The organism is Geothrix limicola (genome assembly GCF_030268085.1).
Taxonomy (GTDB): domain Bacteria; phylum Acidobacteriota; class Holophagae; order Holophagales; family Holophagaceae; genus Geothrix; species Geothrix limicola.
This window is the reverse complement of the sequence record NZ_BSDE01000003.1, coordinates 562,927-584,316: the sequence shown is the minus strand read 5'-3', so window position 1 is coordinate 584,316 and position 21,390 is coordinate 562,927. Positions and strand designations below refer to the sequence as shown.

Annotated in this window: 17 protein-coding genes; 5 read left to right on the top strand and 12 right to left on the bottom strand. The window is 66.9% G+C overall.

What is annotated here, in order from left to right; translation table 11 throughout:
- Positions 1-106: 106 nt before the first annotated feature.
- Both QSJ34_RS10460 and QSJ34_RS10455 read right to left on the bottom strand, forming a co-directional pair.
- Positions 107-754, bottom strand: coding sequence for a riboflavin synthase (locus QSJ34_RS10460; RefSeq protein WP_285574857.1), 648 nt, complete (start codon positions 752-754; stop codon positions 107-109).
- A 27-nt stretch (positions 755-781) separates the two neighbouring features.
- Positions 782-2,392 (bottom strand): amino acid permease, encoded by a 1,611-nt coding sequence (locus QSJ34_RS10455; protein WP_285574855.1) that lies wholly within the window; start codon positions 2,390-2,392, stop codon positions 782-784.
- Positions 2,393-2,426: 34 nt separating this feature from the next.
- Between QSJ34_RS10455 and QSJ34_RS10450 the strand changes: the two genes are divergently transcribed.
- From QSJ34_RS10450 to QSJ34_RS10440, 3 genes are all read left to right on the top strand, one after another.
- Positions 2,427-3,380, top strand: a complete 954-nt coding sequence (locus QSJ34_RS10450; protein ID WP_285574852.1) for a DUF58 domain-containing protein — start codon at positions 2,427-2,429, stop codon at positions 3,378-3,380.
- A gap of 16 nt (positions 3,381-3,396) precedes the next feature.
- On the top strand, positions 3,397-3,813 hold the full coding sequence (locus QSJ34_RS10445; RefSeq protein ID WP_285574849.1) for a cytidine deaminase: 417 nt from the start codon (positions 3,397-3,399) through the stop codon (positions 3,811-3,813).
- A gap of 69 nt (positions 3,814-3,882) precedes the next feature.
- Positions 3,883-6,663 carry a tetratricopeptide repeat protein gene (locus QSJ34_RS10440; protein WP_285574848.1) on the top strand — a complete coding sequence of 927 codons (2,781 nt, stop codon included), beginning with the start codon at positions 3,883-3,885 and terminating at the stop codon, positions 6,661-6,663.
- A 144-nt stretch (positions 6,664-6,807) separates the two neighbouring features.
- Here QSJ34_RS10440 and fmt read toward each other — a convergent pair whose 3' ends face one another.
- Together fmt and def are read right to left on the bottom strand one after the other, a co-directional pair.
- Positions 6,808-7,728: a methionyl-tRNA formyltransferase gene (gene fmt, locus QSJ34_RS10435; RefSeq protein WP_285574846.1), complete on the bottom strand. Its 921-nt coding sequence runs from the start codon at positions 7,726-7,728 to the stop codon at positions 6,808-6,810.
- Positions 7,729-7,730: 2 nt separating this feature from the next.
- Positions 7,731-8,234: a peptide deformylase gene (def, locus tag QSJ34_RS10430; RefSeq protein WP_285574844.1), complete on the bottom strand. Its 504-nt coding sequence runs from the start codon at positions 8,232-8,234 to the stop codon at positions 7,731-7,733.
- A gap of 74 nt (positions 8,235-8,308) precedes the next feature.
- Here def and QSJ34_RS10425 point away from each other — a divergent pair, with 74 nt between their 5' ends.
- Positions 8,309-10,204 carry a peptidylprolyl isomerase gene (locus QSJ34_RS10425; protein WP_285574842.1) on the top strand — a complete coding sequence of 632 codons (1,896 nt, stop codon included), beginning with the start codon at positions 8,309-8,311 and terminating at the stop codon, positions 10,202-10,204.
- On the opposite strand, the gene QSJ34_RS10420 is transcribed toward QSJ34_RS10425, so the two are convergent.
- The 6 genes from QSJ34_RS10420 to QSJ34_RS10395 form a co-directional block, all read right to left on the bottom strand.
- Positions 10,201-10,893, bottom strand: coding sequence for an ABC transporter ATP-binding protein (locus QSJ34_RS10420; RefSeq protein WP_285574839.1), 693 nt, complete (start codon positions 10,891-10,893; stop codon positions 10,201-10,203). The two genes, QSJ34_RS10425 and QSJ34_RS10420, sit on opposite strands and share 4 nt — an antisense overlap.
- A gap of 68 nt (positions 10,894-10,961) precedes the next feature.
- Positions 10,962-12,551, bottom strand: a complete 1,590-nt coding sequence (gene serS / locus QSJ34_RS10415; protein WP_285574836.1) for a serine--tRNA ligase — start codon at positions 12,549-12,551, stop codon at positions 10,962-10,964.
- Between the two features lie 105 nt (positions 12,552-12,656).
- Positions 12,657-13,664, bottom strand: coding sequence for an asparaginase (locus tag QSJ34_RS10410; protein WP_285574833.1), 1,008 nt, complete (start codon positions 13,662-13,664; stop codon positions 12,657-12,659).
- Between the two features lie 92 nt (positions 13,665-13,756).
- Positions 13,757-14,347: a hypothetical protein gene (locus QSJ34_RS10405; protein ID WP_285574829.1), complete on the bottom strand. Its 591-nt coding sequence runs from the start codon at positions 14,345-14,347 to the stop codon at positions 13,757-13,759.
- Positions 14,348-14,383: 36 nt separating this feature from the next.
- On the bottom strand, positions 14,384-17,470 hold the full coding sequence (locus QSJ34_RS10400; protein WP_285574826.1) for a TonB-dependent receptor: 3,087 nt from the start codon (positions 17,468-17,470) through the stop codon (positions 14,384-14,386).
- A 34-nt stretch (positions 17,471-17,504) separates the two neighbouring features.
- A complete protein-coding gene (locus tag QSJ34_RS10395) occupies positions 17,505-18,152 on the bottom strand; it encodes a hypothetical protein (protein ID WP_285574823.1) in 648 nt (215 codons plus the stop codon).
- 261 nt (positions 18,153-18,413) lie between these two features.
- On the opposite strand from QSJ34_RS10395, the gene QSJ34_RS10390 reads away from it, so the two are divergent.
- Positions 18,414-19,322: a YoaK family protein gene (locus QSJ34_RS10390; protein WP_285574820.1), complete on the top strand. Its 909-nt coding sequence runs from the start codon at positions 18,414-18,416 to the stop codon at positions 19,320-19,322.
- 10 nt (positions 19,323-19,332) lie between these two features.
- Here QSJ34_RS10390 and QSJ34_RS10385 read toward each other — a convergent pair whose 3' ends face one another.
- The gene (locus tag QSJ34_RS10385; protein WP_285574817.1) at positions 19,333-19,977 is read right to left on the bottom strand and encodes a hypothetical protein; all 645 of its coding nucleotides are present in this window, start codon (positions 19,975-19,977) and stop codon (positions 19,333-19,335) included.
- A 54-nt stretch (positions 19,978-20,031) separates the two neighbouring features.
- Positions 20,032-21,390, bottom strand: a complete 1,359-nt coding sequence (locus tag QSJ34_RS10380; RefSeq protein WP_285574815.1) for a response regulator — start codon at positions 21,388-21,390, stop codon at positions 20,032-20,034.

The window sequence follows — 21,390 nt, the reverse complement described above, 5'->3', positions numbered from 1 at the left end:
GTCTGCATAAACCTGGTGGCCTGTCAAGGCTCAACGGTCAACCTGTGACGAACTTGAATACTCGATCGGAGGTCATCCCTTATGCGACGCCAGCATCGACTGAAAGCTAGGCCCAACCCCGTTTGGCGAAGGCCGCCAGTTTCTCCTCGCTGCCGCGCAGGGCAAGGGCCCGCGCCACGAAGCGGCCGATGGGATCGGCCTCCAGGTTGACCGGGTCGCCGGGCCGCATGCCGTTCAGGGCCGTGCGCACCACCGTCTCGGGGATCAGGGCCACGCTGAACCAGTCGTTCCCGCAATCCACCACCGTGAGCGAGATGCCGTCCACCGCGATGGAGCCCTTGGGCGCCGTCATGGGCGCGAGGTCGGTGGGCATGGAAAAGCGCCAGATGCCCTCGTCCACGCCACCTTGACCCTGGGGGCGCGACAGCAGCTGTCCAATGCCGTCCACGTGGCCAGAGACCAGATGCCCATCCAGCGGATCGCCCACGCGCAGGGCCGGTTCCAGATGGAGGGTCGTCCCCAGGGCCAGACGTCCCAGGGTGGTCTTGGCCAGGGTCTCCTCGCTGAGATCCGCCTCCCAGGCCCGCCCATCCTCCGCGACGGCCGTGAGGCAGGCGCCGTTCACCGCGATGCTCGCCCCCAGTTCGGCGCGGGCCAGCAGGTCCGCGGGCGCCGCGATGCGCAGCCGGGCCCCGCCGGGCCGGGAGGCGCGGGATTCGAGGGTGCCCAAATATTGGATCAGGCCGGTGAACATATCCCCAACATCATGACGCAACCGGGCTCAGGCCGTGGGGGATGTCTCCAATCGGCTCTTCCGGGAACCGTAGAAAAAGTAGATCACCAGGCCGATGCCCAGCCAGGCGAAGAAGCGGTACCAGGTGAGCGCGGGCAGACCTTTGGCAATCCAGAAGCAGCCGAGGATCCCGAGGGGCGCGACGATCCACGCGAAGGGCATGAGGAATTTCCGGGGCGCCTCGGGGCGACGTTTGCGCAGGATCAGCACGGCGCCGCAGACGATGACGAACGCGAAGAGGGTGCCGATGTTGGCCAGCTCCACCACCTCGTCGATGTTGAGCAGGGCCGCGGGAATGGCGACGAGAAATCCCGTGAGCACGGTGGCGTGGGAGGGCGTCTTGAAGGTGTCGTGCACCTTGCCGAACCAGGGCGCCAGCAGGCCGTCCCGGCTCATGCTCATGAAGATGCGGGGCTGCCCCACCTGGTAAACGAGGAGGGCAGCGGTGGTGGCGATGACGGCGCCGAAGCTGATGACGCCGGCGATGGCGCCCATCTTGTGCTCGGTGAAGATGTAGGCCAGGGGATCGGCGATGCCGCCCAGCTTCGTGTAGTGCAGCATGCCCGTCACCACCAGCGCGACGGCTGCATAGATCACCGTGCAGATGAGCAGGGACCAGAGGATGCCGCGGGGGAGGTCACGGCCCGGGTTGCGGCATTCCTCCGCCGTCGTGCTCACGGCGTCGAAGCCGATGAAGGCGAAGAAGATGATGGCCGCCCCCGCCTGGATGCCCCGCCAGCCGTGGGGCACGAAAGGATGCCAGTTGCCGGGGCTGATGAACTTGATGCCCAGGCCCACCACGGCAAGCAGGATCATCACCTTGATCACCACCATGACGCTGTTCACCCGGGCGCTTTCCTTGATGCCGATGTAGCAGAGCCACGTGATGAGCGTGGTGATGATGACGGCGAGCAGGTTGATGGTGATGGGAAAGCCCGCCACGGTGGGTGCGGCCTTCACCACGTCCCAGTTCACGAAGGTGGCGCCGCCGTTGATGAGGCCGGCCTTGGCCTGGGCCAGCAGGTGCACCTTGGCGGACAGCCCGGCGACGGGCACACCCTCGACCAGTTTCAACGCGCTGCGGGGATCCATGCCCAGCCAGCCGGGGATGTCCACGTGCAGCACGGTGGAGAGGAAGCTTCGGGCGTAGTCGCCCCAGGAGATGGCCACGGCCACGTTGGAGATGGCGTATTCCAGCAGCAGGTCCCAGCCGATGATCCAGGCCATGAGCTCGCCGAGGGTGGCGTAGGCGTAGGTGTAGGCGCTGCCCGAGACGGGGATCATGGAGGCCATTTCGGCGTAGGCCAGGGCCGTGAACCCGCAGATGAGGGCCACGATGAGGATGCTGAGCACCAGGCCCGGGCCCGCCGGCAGGCGGCCATCGGCCATGTTGCCGGCCGCGGCGGTGCCGATGCTGGAGAAGATGCCCGCGCCGATGATGGCGCCGATGCCGAACATGGTGAGGTCGAAGGCCCCCAGGTTCTTCTTGAGCTGGTGCTCGGGCTCTTCGGCGCTGGCCCGCAGCTGTTCCAGGGACTTGGTTCGGAAGAGTCGATTCAGCATGGGAGCCCTGGTGGGTGTCTGGGGGAGAAGGTTCATGCTAGCAGGGCCTCTCCGGCGTAGTCTGAAGGCCATGAGGCTCTGGAACGACCGCCGCCTGCGTCTGTCCCTCACGGGGCTGGGCGCACAGTACCTCCTGGCCCTGCTGGCCGTGGGCGCCTTTTCCGTCAACACGGGGAACAACCTGCTCTACCTGGTCTTCTCCCTCATGCTCGGCCTCTTCCTCGTGTCGGGCATCCTCAGCCGCCGGGCCCTGCAGGGCCTCAAGGTGGCCGGCCTGGAGGAGGGCAACCTCTTCGCCCGGGTGCGCGGGGGCCTCCGGCTGCGGCTTGAGGATGGCGCCCGGGGCCGCGCCCGGAGTCGCATCCGGGGCCTCGAGCTACACCTCGTCATGGACGAGGCCAAGGTGGAGCCCAGCTTCATGGGCGCCTCCAGCCGCAGCGGCGAGACCACGGTGATCCTGCAGACCCGCGCCGAGCGCCGGGGCTGGGCCCGCCTGCGCAGCCTGGAGCTGCGCACCCGCTTCCCCTTCGGCCTGCTGGAGAAATCCCGCTTCATCGAGCTGGATCATTCCGTACTGGTGCTGCCCCATCCCCGCACGCCGCCCGCCCAGCCCGCGAGCTGGCGCGGCGAAGGCCACCGCACCGTGGCCCAGGAGGGCACCAGCAGCCCCGAGGGCGCGCGGCCCCTGCGCCTGGGCGACACGCCGGCCCGGGTCCACTGGAAGCGCACGGCCCAGCGCAGCCAGCCCTGGGTGCGCACCTTCGAGGAGGAGCGCCCCCTGGGCCTGCACCTGCGCCTGGACCTGTCGGCCTGGGGCCCCGGGCGCCCCTTCGAGCGGGAGCTGGAGCGCCTCTCGGGCGCCATCCTGCAGGCCCGGCTCACCAAGCGCGACATCAGCCTGGAGATCCAGGGCACCGAGGGCACCCGGGAGATCCACGGCCATGCCGCCTGCTGGCGGGCCCTGGCGCTGGCCCAGGCCGCGGGAAGGGGAACGGGCATTGGAGGGGAAGCTCCGCTAAGCTGAAAGGCCGGAGGCTCTGGTGTTTGACGATCCGCAATCCCCGGCCTGGACCCCCCTTCTGGAGGCGGCCTGGACGGCCCGCAGCCACGCCCACGCGCCCTATTCCCACTTTCAGGTGGGGGCGGCCCTGCTGACGGCCGAGGGCGCCGTCTTCGGCGGCTGCAACGTGGAGAACGCCGCCTACCCGGTCTGCCTCTGCGCCGAACGCGGGGCCCTCAGCGCCGCGGTGGCCGCCGGATTGCGGCCCGGGGGCCTGGTGGCGGCCGTGGTCGTCACCGATGTGGCCGAGCTGACGCCGCCCTGCGGGGCCTGCCGCCAGGCTTTGATTGAGTTCGCAGGGGAATTGCCCGTGCTCCTGGCCAACCACCACGGCCGCCAGCTGCACCGCTTGGAAAACCTGCTGCCCCACAGTTTCACGGGCAGCCATTTTCAGTAGCCCTATCCAAGGCTGACCGCCCCGCCTACACTTTCCGAACTCCCAGCCAAAGCATCACGAGGCAGCTGAATGGCCATAGATCGCGTCAGAGTCAAGAAGGAAGCCGACAAACTCCTGACGGCGGGCAAGGTCGAAAGGGCCATCGAGGAGTTCCAGAAGCTCGTCGACGACAATCCGAAGGACTACAACACCCTCAACCAGATCGGGGATCTCTGCGTCCAGATCGGGCGCGTGAAGGAAGGCGTCGAGATCCACAAGCGCCTCGGCGGGTCGTACGAGCGCGACGGCTTCCACGCCCGCGCCGCCGCCATCTTCCAGAAGGTCGTTCGCAACGCCCCCGAAGACATCGACGCCGCCCAGCGCCTGGCGGACCTCTACCGGCAGATGAACAAGACCGGCGACGCCGTGAAGGTGCACCTGCAGGTGGCCGAGCACTTCCAGAAGAAGGGCCTCATCAAGCGGGCCCTGGAGGAGTTCAACAAGGTCGTCGACCTGGATCCCAAGAACCTGAAGATGAAGGTCAAGCTGGCGGACCTCTACAACAAGGAAGGGATGAAGGACCGCGCCGCGGGCATCTACCTCGAGGTGGCCGAGTCGCTCGCCATGGAGCAGATGCACGGCGAGGCCAACCAGATCCTCGAGCGCGCCAAGGCGATGATCTCCACGCCCCAGGTCTTCCTGACTCAGAGCCGCCTGGGCGTGATCCAGGGCGATTACATCTCCGCGGCCCAGCACCTGCGCGAAGGCCTCACCAGCAATCCCCGCAACACCGAACTGCTGGAGGCCCTGGCGGAGATCGAGCTCCGCAGCGGCCACCCGGATCAGGCCCTGGAAGCCCTGGCCGAAGTCGCCCAGCTGCCCGAAAAATCCCTGCCCCTCTGCGAGAAGGCCCTGCGCAACCTCGTCAACGCGGATCGCGGGGAGGAGGGTCTGCGCCTCTTCGCCCCCATCGCCCGCGAGCTGGCGCGCCGCGGATCCGGCGACATCATCGGGCGCAGCCTCCGTTCGGCCCTTCAGGGCAACATCGGGATCGAGGCTTGGATCCTGCTCGCCGAAATCGCCCACCAGAGCGGCAACCGCGCCGACCAGATCCAGGCCCTGCAGAACGCCTACGGCATGGCCTACCAGAACAACGACCAGGCCCTCATCAGCCAGCTCTCGGGCCAGCTGCAGGCCCTGGGCGCCGTTCCGGGCGCCGCCGCGCCGCCGCCCGCCCCGCTCCCCCAGACGACCTTCGGAGCCCTGCCCACCCCAGAGATCACCCGCGGCGGCGAAACCGAGGTCGATCCCCTCAAGCGCCTGCGCATCGAACAGCTCGCCCGCGAGGCCGAGGCCATGCTGCGGGGCGGCAGCCCCGAGCGCGCCATCGAATCCTACAAGAAGGCCCTGGAGATCGATCCCGCAGACCTCACCATCATCGAGGCCATCGTCGCCGTGCACCGCACCACGGGCCATCTCACCAAGGTGCAGATGCAGTACGTGCAGAGCGCCCAGGCCCTCGTCCAGCTGGACCGCAAGCGCGAAGCCGCCCACCTGCTGGACATGGCCGAGCAGCTCTTCCCTGGCTCGACCCGGATCCACCGCCGCGCCTTGGGCCTGCCCGAACCCGGCGTCCTGCCGCCGCCGGCTTCCCGCATGCCCATCGCGATGCCACCCCCGGCGCCGCCCATCCCGATGCCGGCCTCAAGCGATCTGGACCACCTGATCCCGTTGGACGTGCCCGGATTCGAGGCCCCGGCGCGCCAGGCGCCCGCAGCCTTCACGCCCGAACCCATCGCCCTGGGCGAAGGCCTGCCCCTGCTGTCGGACCTGGACACCCTGCCCCCCGATCCCTTCGCGCCGCCGGCCTTCACCCCGACGATCGGGGGTAGCGAACCCTTCGCGCCTCCGGTGGAAACCTGGCCTCCCCTCCAGGAACTGCCGCCCGTCCCCGAGCCCCCCAGCCTGGAGCCTTCGGACCTCCACTGGATGGACACGACACTCACGGACTTCGTGCCCGAACCCGAGTCCACGTCGGCTCCGACGGCGCCCCTGCCACCCATGCCCACCCGCCAGCTGGAACCCGAGGTCATCGAGGCCCTGTCCACGCTGCCCGAGGCGGGAGCCGCCGGTCCCGTTTCGGTTCCGGCCTCGCAGGAGGAGATCGACAGCCTGCTGGGCGACATCGACTTCCAGCTGGATTACGGCAGCCCCGAGGAAGCCAAGCTCGAGATCCAGAACGCCCTCGCCCAGTACCCGGGACATCCGGAGCTGGAGCATCGCCTCGAGCGGGCCGAGGCCGCGCTGCAGAAGCTGGGCCACGTGCCCAAGGCCAGCGCCCTCGACGAAAGCGACTTCGCCAACTCCTTCTTCGACCTCACCGACGTGCTGGGCACGGCCCTCATGGATACGGGCGAGGGCGAGGAGATGCACGACGCCACCCACGTCGTGGAGAAGATCCAGAGCGTGGACGAGCTGTTCAGCGCCTTCCGCGAAGGCGTGGAAAAGCAGGTCAAGGGCGACGACTACGACACCCACTACAACCTGGGTATCGCCTACAAGGAGATGATGCTCATCGAGCCCGCCCTCGAGGAGTTCAAGATCGCCATGGGCGACCCGGAGCGCACCCTCGAATGCTGCTCCATGCTCAGCATCTGCGAGCAGGCCCGGGGCGACCTCGGCGCCGCCGTGGAATGGCTGCGCCAGGGCATCCTGGCTCCAGGCTTCCCCCCTGAGGACAGCATCGGCCTGCGCTACGATCTCGCCGAAATCTACCTTCAGCAGGGCCACACGGACATGGCCTCGGAGGAATTCAAGGCCGTCTACGAGATGGATCCCGACTACCGCGACGTGGCGGCCCGCCTGGGATAGTGTCCTCCGGGGGTTCCGCGCTGCGCGCACACCCCCGGGCCCCCGCGTTCGAGCCCGGCGAAGCCGGGCTCGAACTTCGTTCATGTACGCCTGGATCCCGCCTCCCCCCTGGCGTACGCATGCGCTCCGACTCGCGCAGGGAGGCTAGGTCAGGGCCTGCAGGCCGCTGGCGCCCCAAGGCTGCAGGGCCTGGAGGGCGGGCTGGACGGGTTTGCCGGGGCGCTGAAGGCGGGTCAATTCGAGGGCGCCGTCGGTGGTGATGAGCCAGGCCCCCTCCTTGTCCCACACCAGCTGGCCGGGGTCGCGGTAGCAGGCGCGCAGCGCGCCCACGCCGCAGACCTTGAGGGCCTGGCCCGCCATCCGCAGTTCGGAGCCGGGCCAGGGCCACAGGGCGCGGACCTGGCGGTGCAGCTCGGCGGCGGGGCGGCGCCAGTCGAGGTGGCCCATGTCCTTGCAGAGCTTCGAGGCGTAGGTGGCCAGCTCATGGCGCTGCTCCACGGGTTGGGCCGCGCCGGAAAGCATGAGCGGCAGCTGGTCCATGAGCAGGTCGGCCGCGTCGTCCGCCAGGCTCGAAAGCAGGCCCTCGGCCGTGTCCTGCTGGCCGATGGCCCGGCGGCTCTGGGCCAGCACGGGGCCTTCGTCGAGGCCCGGCGTGAGCCGCATGAGGCTGACGCCCGTCTCCTCATCACCCGCCAGCAGGGCGTGGTTCACCGGCGCCGCACCGCGCCAGCGGGGTAGCAGGGAGAAGTGCAGGTTCCAGACGCCCATGGGGCAGGAGTCCAGCATCCAGCCGGGCAGGATGTGACCGTAGGCCACCACCACTGCCAGATCGATGTTCAGGCTCTCCCATAGCTCGCGGGTTTCGGGCGCCTTCCAGCTCAGGGGCTGGTGGAGGGTCAGGCCGAGTTCCTGGGCCGCCACCTTCACGGGCGGGGCCTCCAGGTGGCGCCCCCGGCCCGCAGGCCGATCCGGATTGCAGAAGACCACCTCGACACCCTCTTCCGCCAGCGCCCGCAGCGCCGGGACGGCCGGCCGGGGGGTGCCGAGGAAGGCGATGCGAACCATGATCAGCCCTTCATTTGCTTCTGGTACTTCCGCTGGAGGACCTGGCGCTTCACGGGGCCGAAGTACTCGACGAAGAGGCGGCCGCGCAGGTGGTCGATCTCGTGGCAGAAGGCGCGGGCCATCAGATCCTCGCCGACGAGCTCGTGCCAGCTGCCGTCCTTGGCGCGGTTGCGCAGGGTCACCTTCTGCGGGCGCTCCAGCACCTCGCGGATGCCGGGAATGGACAGGCAGCCCTCGGGGCCGATCTGCGAGCCCTCTTCCTTGATGATTTCAGGGTTGATGAGCACGATCTGCTGGGCCGGATCCTCGCCGCAGGAGCAGTCGATCACGGCCAGGTTGAGGTTCACCCCGACCTGGGGCGCGGCCAGGCCGACCCCCTCCTCGTCGAGGGCGGTCTCGAACATGTCGGCCACGAGCTGTTCCAGCTCGGGACTCCATTCCCCCACATCGGCGCTGTTCTTCTTGAGGTGGGGATCCCCCCAGGTCAGCACGGGCAATACGGCCATTCAACCTCTCCAGCATTCCAGTGTAATCCAACGGCCATCCCTTGTTAATCTGGGGGGTCCGTCTGGAGCCACGCATGCTTCGTTCCTTCCGCCAGGTCTTCAAATCCAACCGCACGCCCATGGCCGCGGTGATGATCGTCGTGCTCCTGGGTCTGGTGGCCTACCTGGCGCCCTCCGGCGGGGCGGTCTCGGCCGACACGGTGGTGGCCCGGGTCTACGGCCATGAAATCCTCATGCGGGAACTGGCCGAGCACATGCAGGAGCTCTACCAGCGCTACGGCAAGCAGGCCAGTCCCGAGGCCCTCAAGCCCTTCGTGCAATCCCAGGCCCTGCGCGACCTCACGAACCAGAAGCTCATGGAAGAACTGGCCGAGCGCCACCACGTGGTGGTGACCGACGAGGAACTGGCCGCCCGCCTGCGGGCCCAGCTCCGCCAGTACCCGATGCTGTGGGATGCCAACGGCAAGCTCAAGCCCACCGCTGAACTGAAGCAGGAGTACGGCTTCAACCCGGCGCTGATGGAACGGGGCCTCCGCTCCGAGCTGCTGCGCACCAAGCTGATCCAGCAGGCCGCCCTCCAGGTGCCCGTGGACGAGGCCTGGATCACCGTTGAAAACCGCCTGCGCAACGAGAAGGTCGCCTTCCAGCAGGCCACCCTGACCGTGGATCCCAACACCGTGGCCGACCCCGGCGATGCCGCGCTGGAGGCCCTCTACAAGGCCGGCGGCGACCGCTTCCTGCAGCCTCCCCGCCGCATCATCCAGTTCGTGGCGGTGGATCGCGCGGCCCTCAGCAAGGACCTACAGGTGGACGACGCGGCCCTCAAGGCCGCCTTCGACGCCCGCAAGGCCGACAACACCGAATTCAAGGCCCGCCACATCCTCTTCAAGGCCGAAGGCGATGCCCAGATCCAGGAAGCCACGGCCAAGGCCCAGCTGCTGCGCGAGCGGCTCGTGAAGGGCCTGGACTTCGCCAAGACCGCCGAAGAGCTGAGCGAAGATCCCAGCGCCAAGGGCAATGGCGGCGACCTGGGCTGGTTCAACAGCTCCAAGATGGTGAAGCCCTTCTCGGATGCTGCAGCCACCCTGAAGGTGGGCGAGATCAGCCAGCCCGTGAAGACCCAGTTCGGCGTCCACCTCATCAAGCTCGAAGGCCGCCGCGAAAAGAAGTTCGAGGACGTGAAGGCCGACCTGGCCCGCGAGATCACCGACAGCCGCTTCAACGCCCGAGCCCAGGAACGCCTCGAGCAGATCCGCAAGCGCGCCAACGGCGGCGACCTGGCGGCTGCGGCCAAGAGCCTCGGCAGCCCCGCCCAGCTCAGCCAGCCCTTCAGCAACGAGCCTTCCGCCCAGGTGGAGGGCCTGCCCGAACTGCCCCAGATCGCCGGTGAGGCCTTCCGCCTGAAGGTCGGCGAGGTCTCCAAGCCCATGGCCTTCGGCGATCGCCACCTGCTGTTCCGCGTGCAGGAGGAGCGCCCCGAGGCCGTGCCGCCCTTCAAGGAGATCCGCACCAAGGTGCTCGCCGCCTACCGTCTTGAGGAGGCCCGCAAGCAGGCCGTGGCCAAGGCCGAGCAGGCCCTGAAGTCCGGCGGACTGCAGGCCGTGGGTCCCGTTACCGACCAGGCCGCGGCGCCCCTCAGCGGACTGCGCGACCTCGTCAACCACCCCGGCATCCGCAAGGCCCTGCTGGATACGCCCGTCGGCCAGACCACGCCCGTGCTCTGGAGCCAGGACGGCAAGCTCTGGGTGGCCCGAATCACCTCGCGCGAACCCGCCCCGGCTCTCACCTTCGAAACGCGGCGCACCCTCATCCAGGACGTGCAGACCGCCGAGGCCCAGAAGCTGCTCTCCGCCGAGATGCAGTCCCTGGACCAGCAGGGCCGCCTGCGCCCCGGCTTCAGCAGCCTCTGGGGCCACTTCGGCGGCATCTACATCAATGCCAGCGCCGTCCAGGTGCAGGTGGAAGACTAGGTTTCGGACAAACCGATTACCGCCTCCAGCAGCGATGACAGGTGGGGATGCGGCGGATCGGACATCAGTTGTTCCAAGGGGCCCCGGCACACCGGGGCCCCGTTTTTTAGCACCAGCACCTGATCGCAGAGCCTGCGCATTTTGGGCAGGTCGTGTCCCGCGAGGAGCAGGGCCGTGCCCGCGGCCCTCAGGTCCAAGAGCAGCGACATCAGGTGGCTGCCCAAGGTCGGATCCAGGGCCGAGAAGGGTTCGTCCAACACGAGCAACCGCGGTTCGAGCATCAGGGCCCGCCCTAGACAAAGGCGCTGTGCAAGCCCACCGGACCAGGCCCGGGGAAGTTGATCCAGGGCCGCCTCGGGGAACTTCACCCGCGCGGCCATGCGCGCCGCGGCCTCGCGGCGGGAACGCTGGTCCCCGCGCCGCCAGACCTCCAGCGGCTCCTGCAGGATCTCCCAGCCGCTGAGGTGGGGCGGCAGGCTGGCGAGGGGATCCTGGAAGACCGCCTGGATGCGCGGACGGCGGACCCGGCGTTCCCGCTCGGGCAGGGAAGACCAGGGCGCGCCCTCCAGCTCGATCCGGCCTTCGGTGGGCTCCAGCAGGCCCAGCACCAGGTTCAAAAGCGTCGTCTTGCCCGCGCCGCTCTCACCGATCAGACTCCAGGCTTCGCCCGGGGCGATGGAAAAGGACACATCCTTCAGGCACCAGCTTTCTCCGCGCCGAAGGCCCAGGCCCTCGACGCGAAGGAGGGGCGCGTGGGTCAGCGGATCACCTCGGCGCCCAGGTAGGGGCGCAGGGCCTCGGGCACGCGGATGCTGCCGTCGGGCTGCTGGTAGTTCTCGAGGATGGCCACCCAGGTGCGGCCCACGGCGAGGCCGCTGCCGTTGAGCGTGTGCGCGAAGACCGGCTTGCCCTCCTTGCCCTTGGCGCGGATGTTGGCGCGCCGCGCCTGGAAGTCGCCGAACCAGCTGCAGGAGCTGATTTCGCGATAGGTGTTCTGGGAGGGCAGCCACACCTCCAGGTCGTAGGTCTTCTGGCTGCTGAAGCCCATGTCCCCCGTGCAGAGCAGCACGCGGCGGTAGGGCAGGCCCAGCGCTTCGAGGATGGCTTCGGCGTTTTCCGTCAGCCGCTCCAGCTCGGCCTCGGCCTGGTCCGCGGCGGCGAAGGTGACCAGCTCCACCTTGTGGAACTGGTGCTGGCGGATGATGCCCTTGGTGTCCTTGCCGTAGCTGCCGGCCTCGCTACGGAAGCAGGGCGTGAAGGCGCAGTGCCGCATGGGCAGGGCTTCCAGAGGCAGGATCTCGTCGCGGTAGAGGTTGGTGACGGGCACCTCGGCGGTGGGGATGAGGTAGAGGGAGGGATCAACCGCGAATTCTTTTTTGATCTCCTCCGTCAAATCTCGAGTAAAGGTCTCTATTAGTGATTGATCAATAGTGGAACGGTCAATAATTTCTTCCATTTTTGGAGGAGTGGCAACAAACACCCTAATGGATTCATTTATCGCTTTGGACAAGGCGTTGCATTCGATCGGCTGGTTCTTTATCACGAAGAAATCGAAATTACCGACCTTCAATCGAAGTAAATCGCCCCCTGCGTAACCAAACTGCAGAGATAGATAATGGTGGTACTGCTCGGGGCGAACAGCCGATGGCTTCCGTAGAACACTCAACTCGAGAGTCCTGAAACGCTCCCGAGGCGCACGAAAAAGATCTTCTTGGAACTTGGGCAACTGGCCCGTGCCGTACATGCTGTCGGCGTTCACGAGGTAGGGCGGGATCACTTCGAGGTATCCCGCGGCCGTCTGCCGGTCGAGCATGAAGGCGATGAGGGCGCGCTCCAGCTTGGCGCCCTGCCCCTTCAGCACCGAGAAGCGCGCGCCGCTGATCTTGGCCGCGCGGTCCAGGTCGAGGATGCCCAAGGACGTGCCCAGCTCCACGTGATCCTTGGGCGCCTCGATATGGGGCACCTGGCCCCAGCGCTTGATCTCGACGTTGGCGTGCTCGTCGCGCCCGCTGGGAACGCTGGCGTGGGGCGGGTTGGGGATGCCCGCGAGGAAATCCTTGAAGGCGGCTTCGACCTCACGCTCAGAGGCCTCCAGTGCCTTCAGTTTGTCGCCCACTTCCCGCTGTTGGGCGATGAGGTGATCCGCGTTCTCCTTGGCCCGCTTGAGGCGGCCCACTTCTTCGCTCACGCGATTCCGCTCGGCCTTCAGAGTCTCCGCCTCCTGCAGCACGCTGCGCCGCCGTTGATCCAGGGCCTGGTACTGGGCCCGGTCCAGCGTGTAGCCCCGTTCGGACAGGCGGGCCGCCACGGCGTCGAGGTCGTTGCGCAGGAGGGTGGCGTCGAGCATCTGGGAATCCCGGAAACCCCCAGTTTAACGGCTCTGATCGTTGACTGCGGAATCAGCCCTCAGGCCTGCGGCCAGGTCCTCGTCGGGCCTGCGGCCAGGTCCTCGTCAGGCCTGCGGCCAGGCCCCTTCCGGCGTGGGCTCGCCGGCCCAGGCGGTGGCGAAGGCCTCCCGCACCTCGGCCACGCCGCCGCCCGCGCCGAGCACGATGCCCAGCTTCGCCAGGGCGGCCCAGCGCGTGTGCAGGCCGCCGGAGATGGCGCCCAGCGTCTCGATCTTCCGCCCCAGTTCGTAGGCCGAGAGATCCACGCCGCCATGGGGGCACTGGGAGGTCACGACCACCGGCAGCTGACGCCGGTGGCAGTCTTCCAGGAAACCCATCAGATCGCTGCGGCCCATGGGCAGGTTGCCCGCGCCGAAGGCCTGGATGAGCACGGCCTTCGCGCCCGCGGGCGCGGGGAACCAGGGCATGCCCGGATGGGGCGTCATGGTGCGGATGCTCAGTTCCAGCGCACGTCCCATGTCCACGGGCATCTGGCGGGCGAACTGACCGGCCGTGGGATGCAGGCGGATCTCCGCGCCGATCTCGGCCAGGGGCGGGAGGTTCAGGCTCTGGAAGGCCTCGAACTGGCTGACGCTCAGCTTGTCCGCGGCCACGCCGCGCAGCCAGTGGGTACCGAAGCAGATGCCGATTTCAGGAATGGCCCGGCAGGCCAGGTCCACCGCGTTGACGAGGTTGCTGCGCGCGTCGCTGCGCACGAAGGCCAGGGGACGTTGGCTGCCCGTGAGCACAACGGGCTTGCCCAGGTCCGCCAGCAGGAAACCGAGCACCGAGGCCGTGAAGGCCATCGTGTCCGTGCCGTGGATGATGACGAAGCCATCGAAGGCCGGCGCCGCCTCGCGCACGCGCTGGGCCAGCACGAGGATGTCGGCGGGTTCGAGGCAGGAGGAATCCTGGTTGAAGGGAACTTCCACCGACAGCTGGGCCAGCTGCCCCAGTTCAGGTACCTGCACGAGCAGGTGCTCAAGGAAACGCCCGGGCGCCAGGGAGGCGGGTTCCCCGCTGGGCATCATGCCCAGGGTGCCGCCGGTGTGGAGGAGCAGGATCTTTCGCATGGTTCCACCCTACCCAATCTCCCCGCCCCGCTCTATCCGCGACACGAAAAAGGGAGGGGCCAGAGCCCCTCCCTTAACAGTTCGTAGCCGTCCTAGTTGAACAGGTAAGTCAGACCCACCGAATACCAGGAGGGGTTGAAGACCTTGTTGAACTCGGCCTGCTGGAAGCTGAGGTCCGTGCGCAGCTTCTTGCTGAAGCGGTATTCCGCGCCGATCCGGAAGCCGAACTTGGTGCCATCCGCGTAGTTGTTTCCGCCGTTGGGGAAAGCGGAAGAGGCCGGCTTCGAGTTGTTGAAGCTGGGATCCGTGGCCTGGTTCTTGTTCTGCTTCCACTGCACGGCCATGGGGCCGCCGAAGACGGACCACTTGGCATTCAGCTCCTGCATGACGTCCATGCCGCCGAAGAAGTGCGGGCGGTTGGCGTTCTTGAGGCCGGTGCCGTCGGCGCCACGAAGGAACATGAAGTTGAGGTGGTAGCGCAGGTCGAGACCCGGCTTGACCTCCGAGCGGAGCGCAAGACCTGCCGTGTAGCCGGCCAGGTTGCCGCTGCGCACGAGCTTGTTCATATCCTGGCTGGCGATGACGAGGTTGAAGCTCCCCTCGAGGGGAATCGTGTCGGCGTTGGCCTGGCCCAGCAGGGGAAGGGCCGCAAGGGGAAGCATGAGGAATCGCTTGAGGGTCATGTAGCTATCTCCATTCATGAAGGATCGGGTTCGCGACTACCACTTGATGCCGGTGGAGAGCACCACAGACCGGCCACCGACCATGTCTGCGGCTCCGTAGGTTCCGAACCCGGTTCCATAGCTGGAGGAGGCGGTGTTGGTGTTGAGGGCGTTGGCCTGGAATCCGGAGAGCGCGCCGTTGGTGGCGAGCGCCGAGCTGCCCGCCGCTCCTGCGATGGAGTACGAAGTCTGCTGCCAGTGGTTGAACACGTTGAAGAAGGTCAGCTCCATGAAGTAGCGGAGGGTCTTCATCACGGGCACATCCATGCCCACTTTCAGGTCGAAGTTGTAGGTGTCGTTGTAGCGGCCGATGCCGCGGGGTCCGAAGTACCGGGTGTAGGTGTTGCCATACTGGGCGGCCGCAAATGCAGGGGTGGCGCCGGCGGCGATGGCATCCTGCTGGACTTCGAAGGCGTTGACGCGGGTGAGGCTGTAGGCGGCCCCACTCAGATAGTTGAAGAGCAGGGAAGCCGTGAAGATGGACCCCTGGGTGCTCTTGTCGCTGTAGTCCAGGTGGAAGGTCGCCTTGTGGGGACGGTCGCCCAGCAGCTTGCCGTAGGGAGCGTAGTAGCTGGCATCGCGGCCGCGGCTGGCGTGCACGGACTCGTAGTCGCCGATGACGTCGCCGGTGACCGCGAGGGTGCTGGCGTTGCCTTCGGAACCTTCGCCGTTGCCCTGCAGGCTGGAGTAGGTGTAGTTGCCACCCAGGTTCCAGTTGGCATCGAGGCGGCTGGCGAACTCGAATTCCAGGGCCTTGTAATCGCGCACCAGACGGGAATCGTTGCCCCAGCGGGTGGCCAGCACGGGGGCCGTGGTGGGCACCGCCGTGGCGCGGAGGGGCACGTTCACGATGTCCTGGATGTAGAGGAAATCGTTGAAGAAGTTCTTGCTGGTGCGCTTCACGTAGGTGAAGGACAGGAAGGATCCGTCGTTGTAGCTGCGGCGCAGGCCCACGGTGGTTTCATCCGAGGAGGGGGCCTTCGTCTTGCTGTCGATGGTGTTGGTGAGGGGGCTGCTGACGCCCGTCAGGCCCGCAGCGCTGATGTTCCAGTTGCGCAGGTCGATCACCTGGGCGGTGGTCAGGGCATTGTTGGAGATGCCGTTGATGGCGCCGCCCCAACCGTAGTTCTCCTGGATGGGATTGCCCGCCAGGGTGAACTGGTTGGCGAAGCCGTCCTGGAGCTTGGCGGTGTAGCGGGCCCAGCTGGCCGTGACCAGCCAGGACTGATCGCCCTTGATGTCGTAGGTGAACTTGGTGCGGGGAGAGGTCTGGGTGCTGCTGATGGTCTTGGAACCCAGCGTATCCGACGCGGAGACCTTGTCGTAGCGCATGCCCAGGGAGACCTGGAAGCGGTTGGTGATGCTCCATACGTCGTTGACGTAGTAGGCGTCGAGGTTGGTGTCGGCCGCACCCTTGTCGCTGAAGTAGGCGCGATAGACGTTCTGCTGTCCGGCATTGGCGCTGAAGGCCAGACCGGCGGCGCGGTAGGTGCCGTCGGCGTTGCGGCCCCAGACGCGGAAGCGCTGGTTGGTGGGCGCCTGGTCATTGGCGGCCTTGCGCTCCTGGCGGAGGATCTCGAAGCCGATGTCCACCTGGTGGCTGCCCAGATCGGACTGGGGAGAGAACCACTGCAGGTTGGACATGTAGGTGACGATGTCGCGGTTGTCGCCGCCGTCCGTGATATTGAAGATGCCGTTGTTGAACTGGTAGTAGGAACCGTTGCTGTAGCGGGCGAAGATGGTCGGACCGTTGGCCGGATCGCCGCCGGAGATGAACACCTGGTGCTTGTTCGAGTAGCGGGCTTCCAGGTTGGTGCTGTTGTTGAGGATGCCGCGGTAGCCCAGGGAGTAGTACTCGAAGATCTGGGAGCCGATGTTCAGGGTGGCGGGATCGAAGGATCCGCTGCCGTCCGATCCAGAGAGGTACTGGCGGTTGTTGATGGACAGGACCTGGCGGCTGCCGGAGGCTTCCACCGTGTGGTTCTGGTTGATCTGGCCCGTCAGCTTCAGTTCATAGAACTGGGTGGAGTTGGTCTGGGTGTGGTTGCCACCCGCGCCCGTCAGGTAGGCCGGGCCGGCAGTGGCCGCGGCATCACCGGTGTTGGTGCCGCCGGAGAGGGCCGGGTTCGCCCAGGTCACCGTGGTGCCCGTGGAGGGATCGAGCTTGGTGGAGGCGGTGAACCAGAGCCTGTCCTTGACGATGGGGCCGCCGATCCAGATGGTGTAGGCGCGGCTGGCGTCGTCCACGCCCGGGGCGGGCTTGGCGTTGGCCGGGGCGTTGCGCATGCCCAGGGGAGCATTGGCGATCCAGCTCGGACGGCTGATGTTGGCGCGGATGACGCCGGTGTACTCGTTGCCGCCCACCTTGGTGATGGCGTTCACGACGCCTCCGGTGAAGCCGCCGTAGCGGGCATTCACGGGGCTCTGGATGACCTGGGTCTCGGCCACGGAGTCGTCCACGAAGAACTGGCGTCCGTCCGTGGTGCCGAAGGCGTTGTCCGAGATGTCCGTGCCGTTCAGGAGGAAGCGGTTGCCCGTGCCCTGGCCGCCGCGGATCTGGATGCGGTTGACGCCGTTGGCGGTGTTCTGCACCACGCCCGGCGCCAGGAGCGCCACGGTGTTGAGGCCGCGGGTGGTGCGGGGCAGCAGGTCCATGTCCTCAGAGGTCACGTTCGTGCTGGCCTTCACATCGGACTTGTCCACGCGGGCGGCGGTGCCGACCACTTCGACCACGGCGCTGGCCTGGGCCGAGGCCATGGGGATGTCCTGGTTGACCGTCTGGCCCAGGCCGATGGTCACGCCATGGATGGGGTTGCTGACCATGCCGGCCTTGGTGGCGGCCACGGTATACGAACCCGGAGGCAGCAGGGGGGCACGGAAGGCGCCGCGCTCGTCGGTCACGAGGACGCGGACGCCCTGCAGCACGGGCGAAGTGAGGCGGACTTCAGCCCCGGCCACGGGCTCGCCCGCGGGGGTCTTCACGCGGCCGACCATCTGGCCCGTGAGTTCCTGGGCCATGAGGGAGGGGGCCGCCACCATGGACAGCGCCAGAAGGGTCAGGTTCCTGCAGGAAAATCGATTCATATATGACTCCAGTCAGAAGGCGAGAGGCCGGGGCCTAGAAGCGGATACCAAAAACCATTTCAGCCACCATGCCGGACTTCTTGCCGGACGTCGGAGATTCCATCCCGGTGGTGTACAGGTTCAGTTCGCCCGCGAACTTCTCATTGAACTGCTGGTGGATGCCACCCAGCACGCCAATGGCAAAGGTCGATTTCCGGGTGGAGGACACGATGGTGTCCACCCGGGTGATGGCGGCGGCGGCATTGGTGGTGAGCGTCGAGCCCGTGTCCGTCTGGGTCACTTCATTTCGGTTGATGCGGAGGCCGGCCTGCCAGGACATGCCGTCCATGAACGCGGCCTTGCGGTAGAGGGCGGAAGCCTGGATTCCCTTGGACTCGTCCTTGCGCGCCAGGCCCGTCACGGTGCTGGAGGCGGGCAGGGTGGACGGGATGTAGCTCAGGGTGACTTCCTTGCCCGGGAAGAAGCGGTAGCCCAGGTCGAAGGCCAGCACGCTGGTCTTGTCCAGGCGGTAGGTGACCTCCACCGATCCGCAGAAGGTGTTGAGGATCTCGTTGTTGTTGAGGATCTTGGTGGCGTTGCCGTCGATGTGGCCGCCCGCGAACTTGAAGGAGGCGTCCCAGGGCGAAGTCTGGGCGCTGAGGCCGAGTCCGGCAGCGAGAGCAAGGGTCAGGAGCTTGGTCATTCGAGTGATACTTGCCACTTTGTGATCCTCCGCGGGGTAATCCGCCGTTAGGTTAAAAGCCCAGAGAGATGGGCTGACGAGAGGTGAACCGCCATAAATGGGATGAGCATACCCTAGCTAGCGAGGTGACGATGCTGATACATCAGCAAAGGTTCCCAGCTCAAATAAATATTTTTCAAGTCCACTCGTCCCAGGTTTCACCCCATTCCAGCTTTGACCCTGGCCACCCCCGGGTCATGGTTCACTGGGGCTTGGTACCCCATGCGTCGCATCCCCCGAACCATCCAAATCATTGTGGCCCGCTACCTGCGGCGCCTGCTTCGGAACCGTCTGGATGGTCAACAATTGCAGGCAGCGGTGGAATCGGCCCTCGCCACGCTGCCCATCCAGGAAAAGCTGCTGGTGCGCGAAGGATCCCTGCGCTCGGAGACCCTGAACCGCCAGCTGGCCTGGGCCATGGCCTTCGTGGCGGGCGCGGTGAACGCCGGTGGGTTCCTCGCCGTGAGCCACTACACCTCCCACATGACCGGCGTGGTCTCCTCCATGGCCGACGAGCTAGCCGACGGCGACCTCACGACTGCGCTCGCCGCCTTGGCCATGATGCTGAGCTTCCTCGGGGGCGCCTTCGTCTGCACCACCCTCATCAGCTTCGGGCAGCGGCACCGCATGCGCAGCCGCTATGCGCTGACCCTGGCGCTGGAGGCCGTGCTGATGCTCGTCTTCGGTTTCATGGGGAACCGGCTCCAGCAGGAGATCCGGTTCACGCTGCCCACGACGGTGATGCTGCTCTGCTTCATCATGGGCATGCACAACGCGGTGACGTCGATCATTTCCGGCGCCGCGGTTCGCACCACGCACCTGACGGGCACGGTGACCGACATCGGTATCGAGCTGAGCAAGCTCACCTATGTGAACATCCACAACCGGCACGGCCGTGAGCGCATCATCGCCAACCGCCAGAAGCTGAGCCTGCTGCTCCTCATCCTGGCCGCCTTCCTCGGCGGTGGCGTCGTGGGGGCCCTGGGCTTCCGCCACGTGGGGTTCAAGATCACGGTCCCACTGGCGGCCTTCCTATGCTTCCTGGCGGCCCGCCCCCTGCTCCTGGAACTGCGCCTCCTGCTTCACCGGATCCGGAAGCAGTGGAACCCCGAGGAGCGCGAGCCGTCCTGAAGCGGAGCTTCTAGACCGACACCACCACGGCCTTCAGCTCATCGAAGCCCTGGTCGCTGGTGCAGCTGACCACCACGGCGCACTGGCCGGGCTGGCTGGGAGGAAGCTGGACCTCACCGGTGAAGACGCCATCACTGCCCGTGCGTCCCGACAACAGCCCGGTGGCTTTCTTGAGGCTGGAGACCAGCTTCACGGCCACCTCAGCACCCTCCACGGGGCTTTGGCTCTGGCAGAGCCGCGCCCTGAGGCGCACGCGGAACAGGCTGCCGAAGGCCGGCCTCAGGGGCTGGTCCAGCACCAGCTCGAGGGTGTCCACATCGCCTTCCTGCTGCAGGAATTCCAGGATCGCCTGATCCAGGGGACGGTCGTTGAAGGCCCGCTGTTCCAGGAGGTCCGGCGGCGTCAGGTCGTACTTACCGTTCTTGATGTCGCGGATGATGGCGCGGTGCTGCTCATCCATGCGCTCCTGAATGGTCGATTCGACCACCGGCGGCGTGGCCAGCAGGTCCTCGTACGAGGAACGATAGCTGTCCAGGATCTCGCCGCCCACATAGATGAGCGTTTCAATCCTGGGATTGGAAAGCCCCTTGTCCTCCGTCTGGACATGGAAGATCCGGTTCCCGTGGCGCACATCCGTGTTGTAGTCAGTGATCATGGGAGGGACCTGGGGAGCAGCCTCGAAGGCAGGGGGGCGGAAAGGTTCATCCAGCTACCGCTGCAATCTTCCCGCCAAATCGGGCATGACCTCCCAGGCGATCTCGCGGATCACCTGGTCGCCCATGCGGGCCACGACGGCCTTGACCAGGGCGTCCACCAGCACGGGGTCGGCGAGCAGGGCCTGCACCAGGGCCTGGGCCTGCTCTGGACCGACGGTGGCCGCTCCGGAAGGAGCCGCATGCCCAGGCGCGGCAGGGGCGTGCCCGGTTGCGGCAGCCGGGACCCTGGTTTCGACCACAGGGGTTTCGACCGCAGGCGCGGGGGCCAGATCGGACTCGAACATCGGCACGTGGGGCGCCGGTCCGGGTTCATGGATCTCCGGAATGGCCTCCATGGTGATGAGCTCTTCCACGGCCGTCGTGCCGTCGGTACCAAGGAAATCCGAAGCCGCGGGAAGGTCCACGAACAATTCATCGGATTCCGCAGAAACCGGGAAGGGAGATTCGGCTGGAGCTTCCAGCGCGGCCGGCTTCGGCGCCGCTTCGGGAGGCGGCATGGGGAAGTCCACCGACAGGGTTTCCAGGTCTTCCAGGCCCGACAGGGTGACCAGTTCCTCTTCGTCCTCGGGCAGGACGAGGCCCGGTTCCAATTCGAGGGTCGTGTGGGAATCGGGCACCGCGGCTGGAACGACGGGGATCTCCGCGACCGGGGCCACAGGAGGCTCAGCCGTCAGGTCCTGCAGACTGTCGAGGTCCAGCTCCTCCAGTTCGAGGTGGACCTCCGGGTGGACCGCCGCAGATGCCGCCGCAGGGGCCTCGGCTTCCGGAAGGGCTGGAGCGGGCGCCTCGGACCAGAGGTCCTCGGCCGTGAGCAGGAGCAGATCCTCTTCGAGGTCGGGCAGATCCAGATCGCCGTCCAGGAGGCCCGCCGGTTCTTCTTCGGGCTCGGGCCTGAATTCGGGCAGAGCCTCCTCGGCGCGCTTCACCAGGTCGCGGGCCGGGGTCGCCGGCACCGTGCTGAAGGGGGAGGGCGTGATGACCACGGGTGTGACCAGGAGGGCCTTCACGCGGTCTCCGAGCTCGCGGAGCTCAATGGGCTTTTTCAGGAAACCCTGGATGGGCGCTTTGGCCAGCTTGGCGGGGTCCACGGGATCCAGCACACCCGCCATCAGGGCGATGGGCATCATGGCGGTGGCATCCATGGCCCGCAGGCGGCCCAGCAGGGTCCAGCCGTCCATGCCCGGCATGGCCGTGTCCACCAGGGCCACGTCGAAGCGCTCTCCGCGTCCAAGACGATCCAGGGCCTCCGCGGCGGAATCCACGCAGACGAGCTCTACATCTGTGTGTGCCAAGAGGGATTCGGCAATCCGGTGGATGCTGGGATTGTCGTCCACGAGGAGGAGACGCGGCAT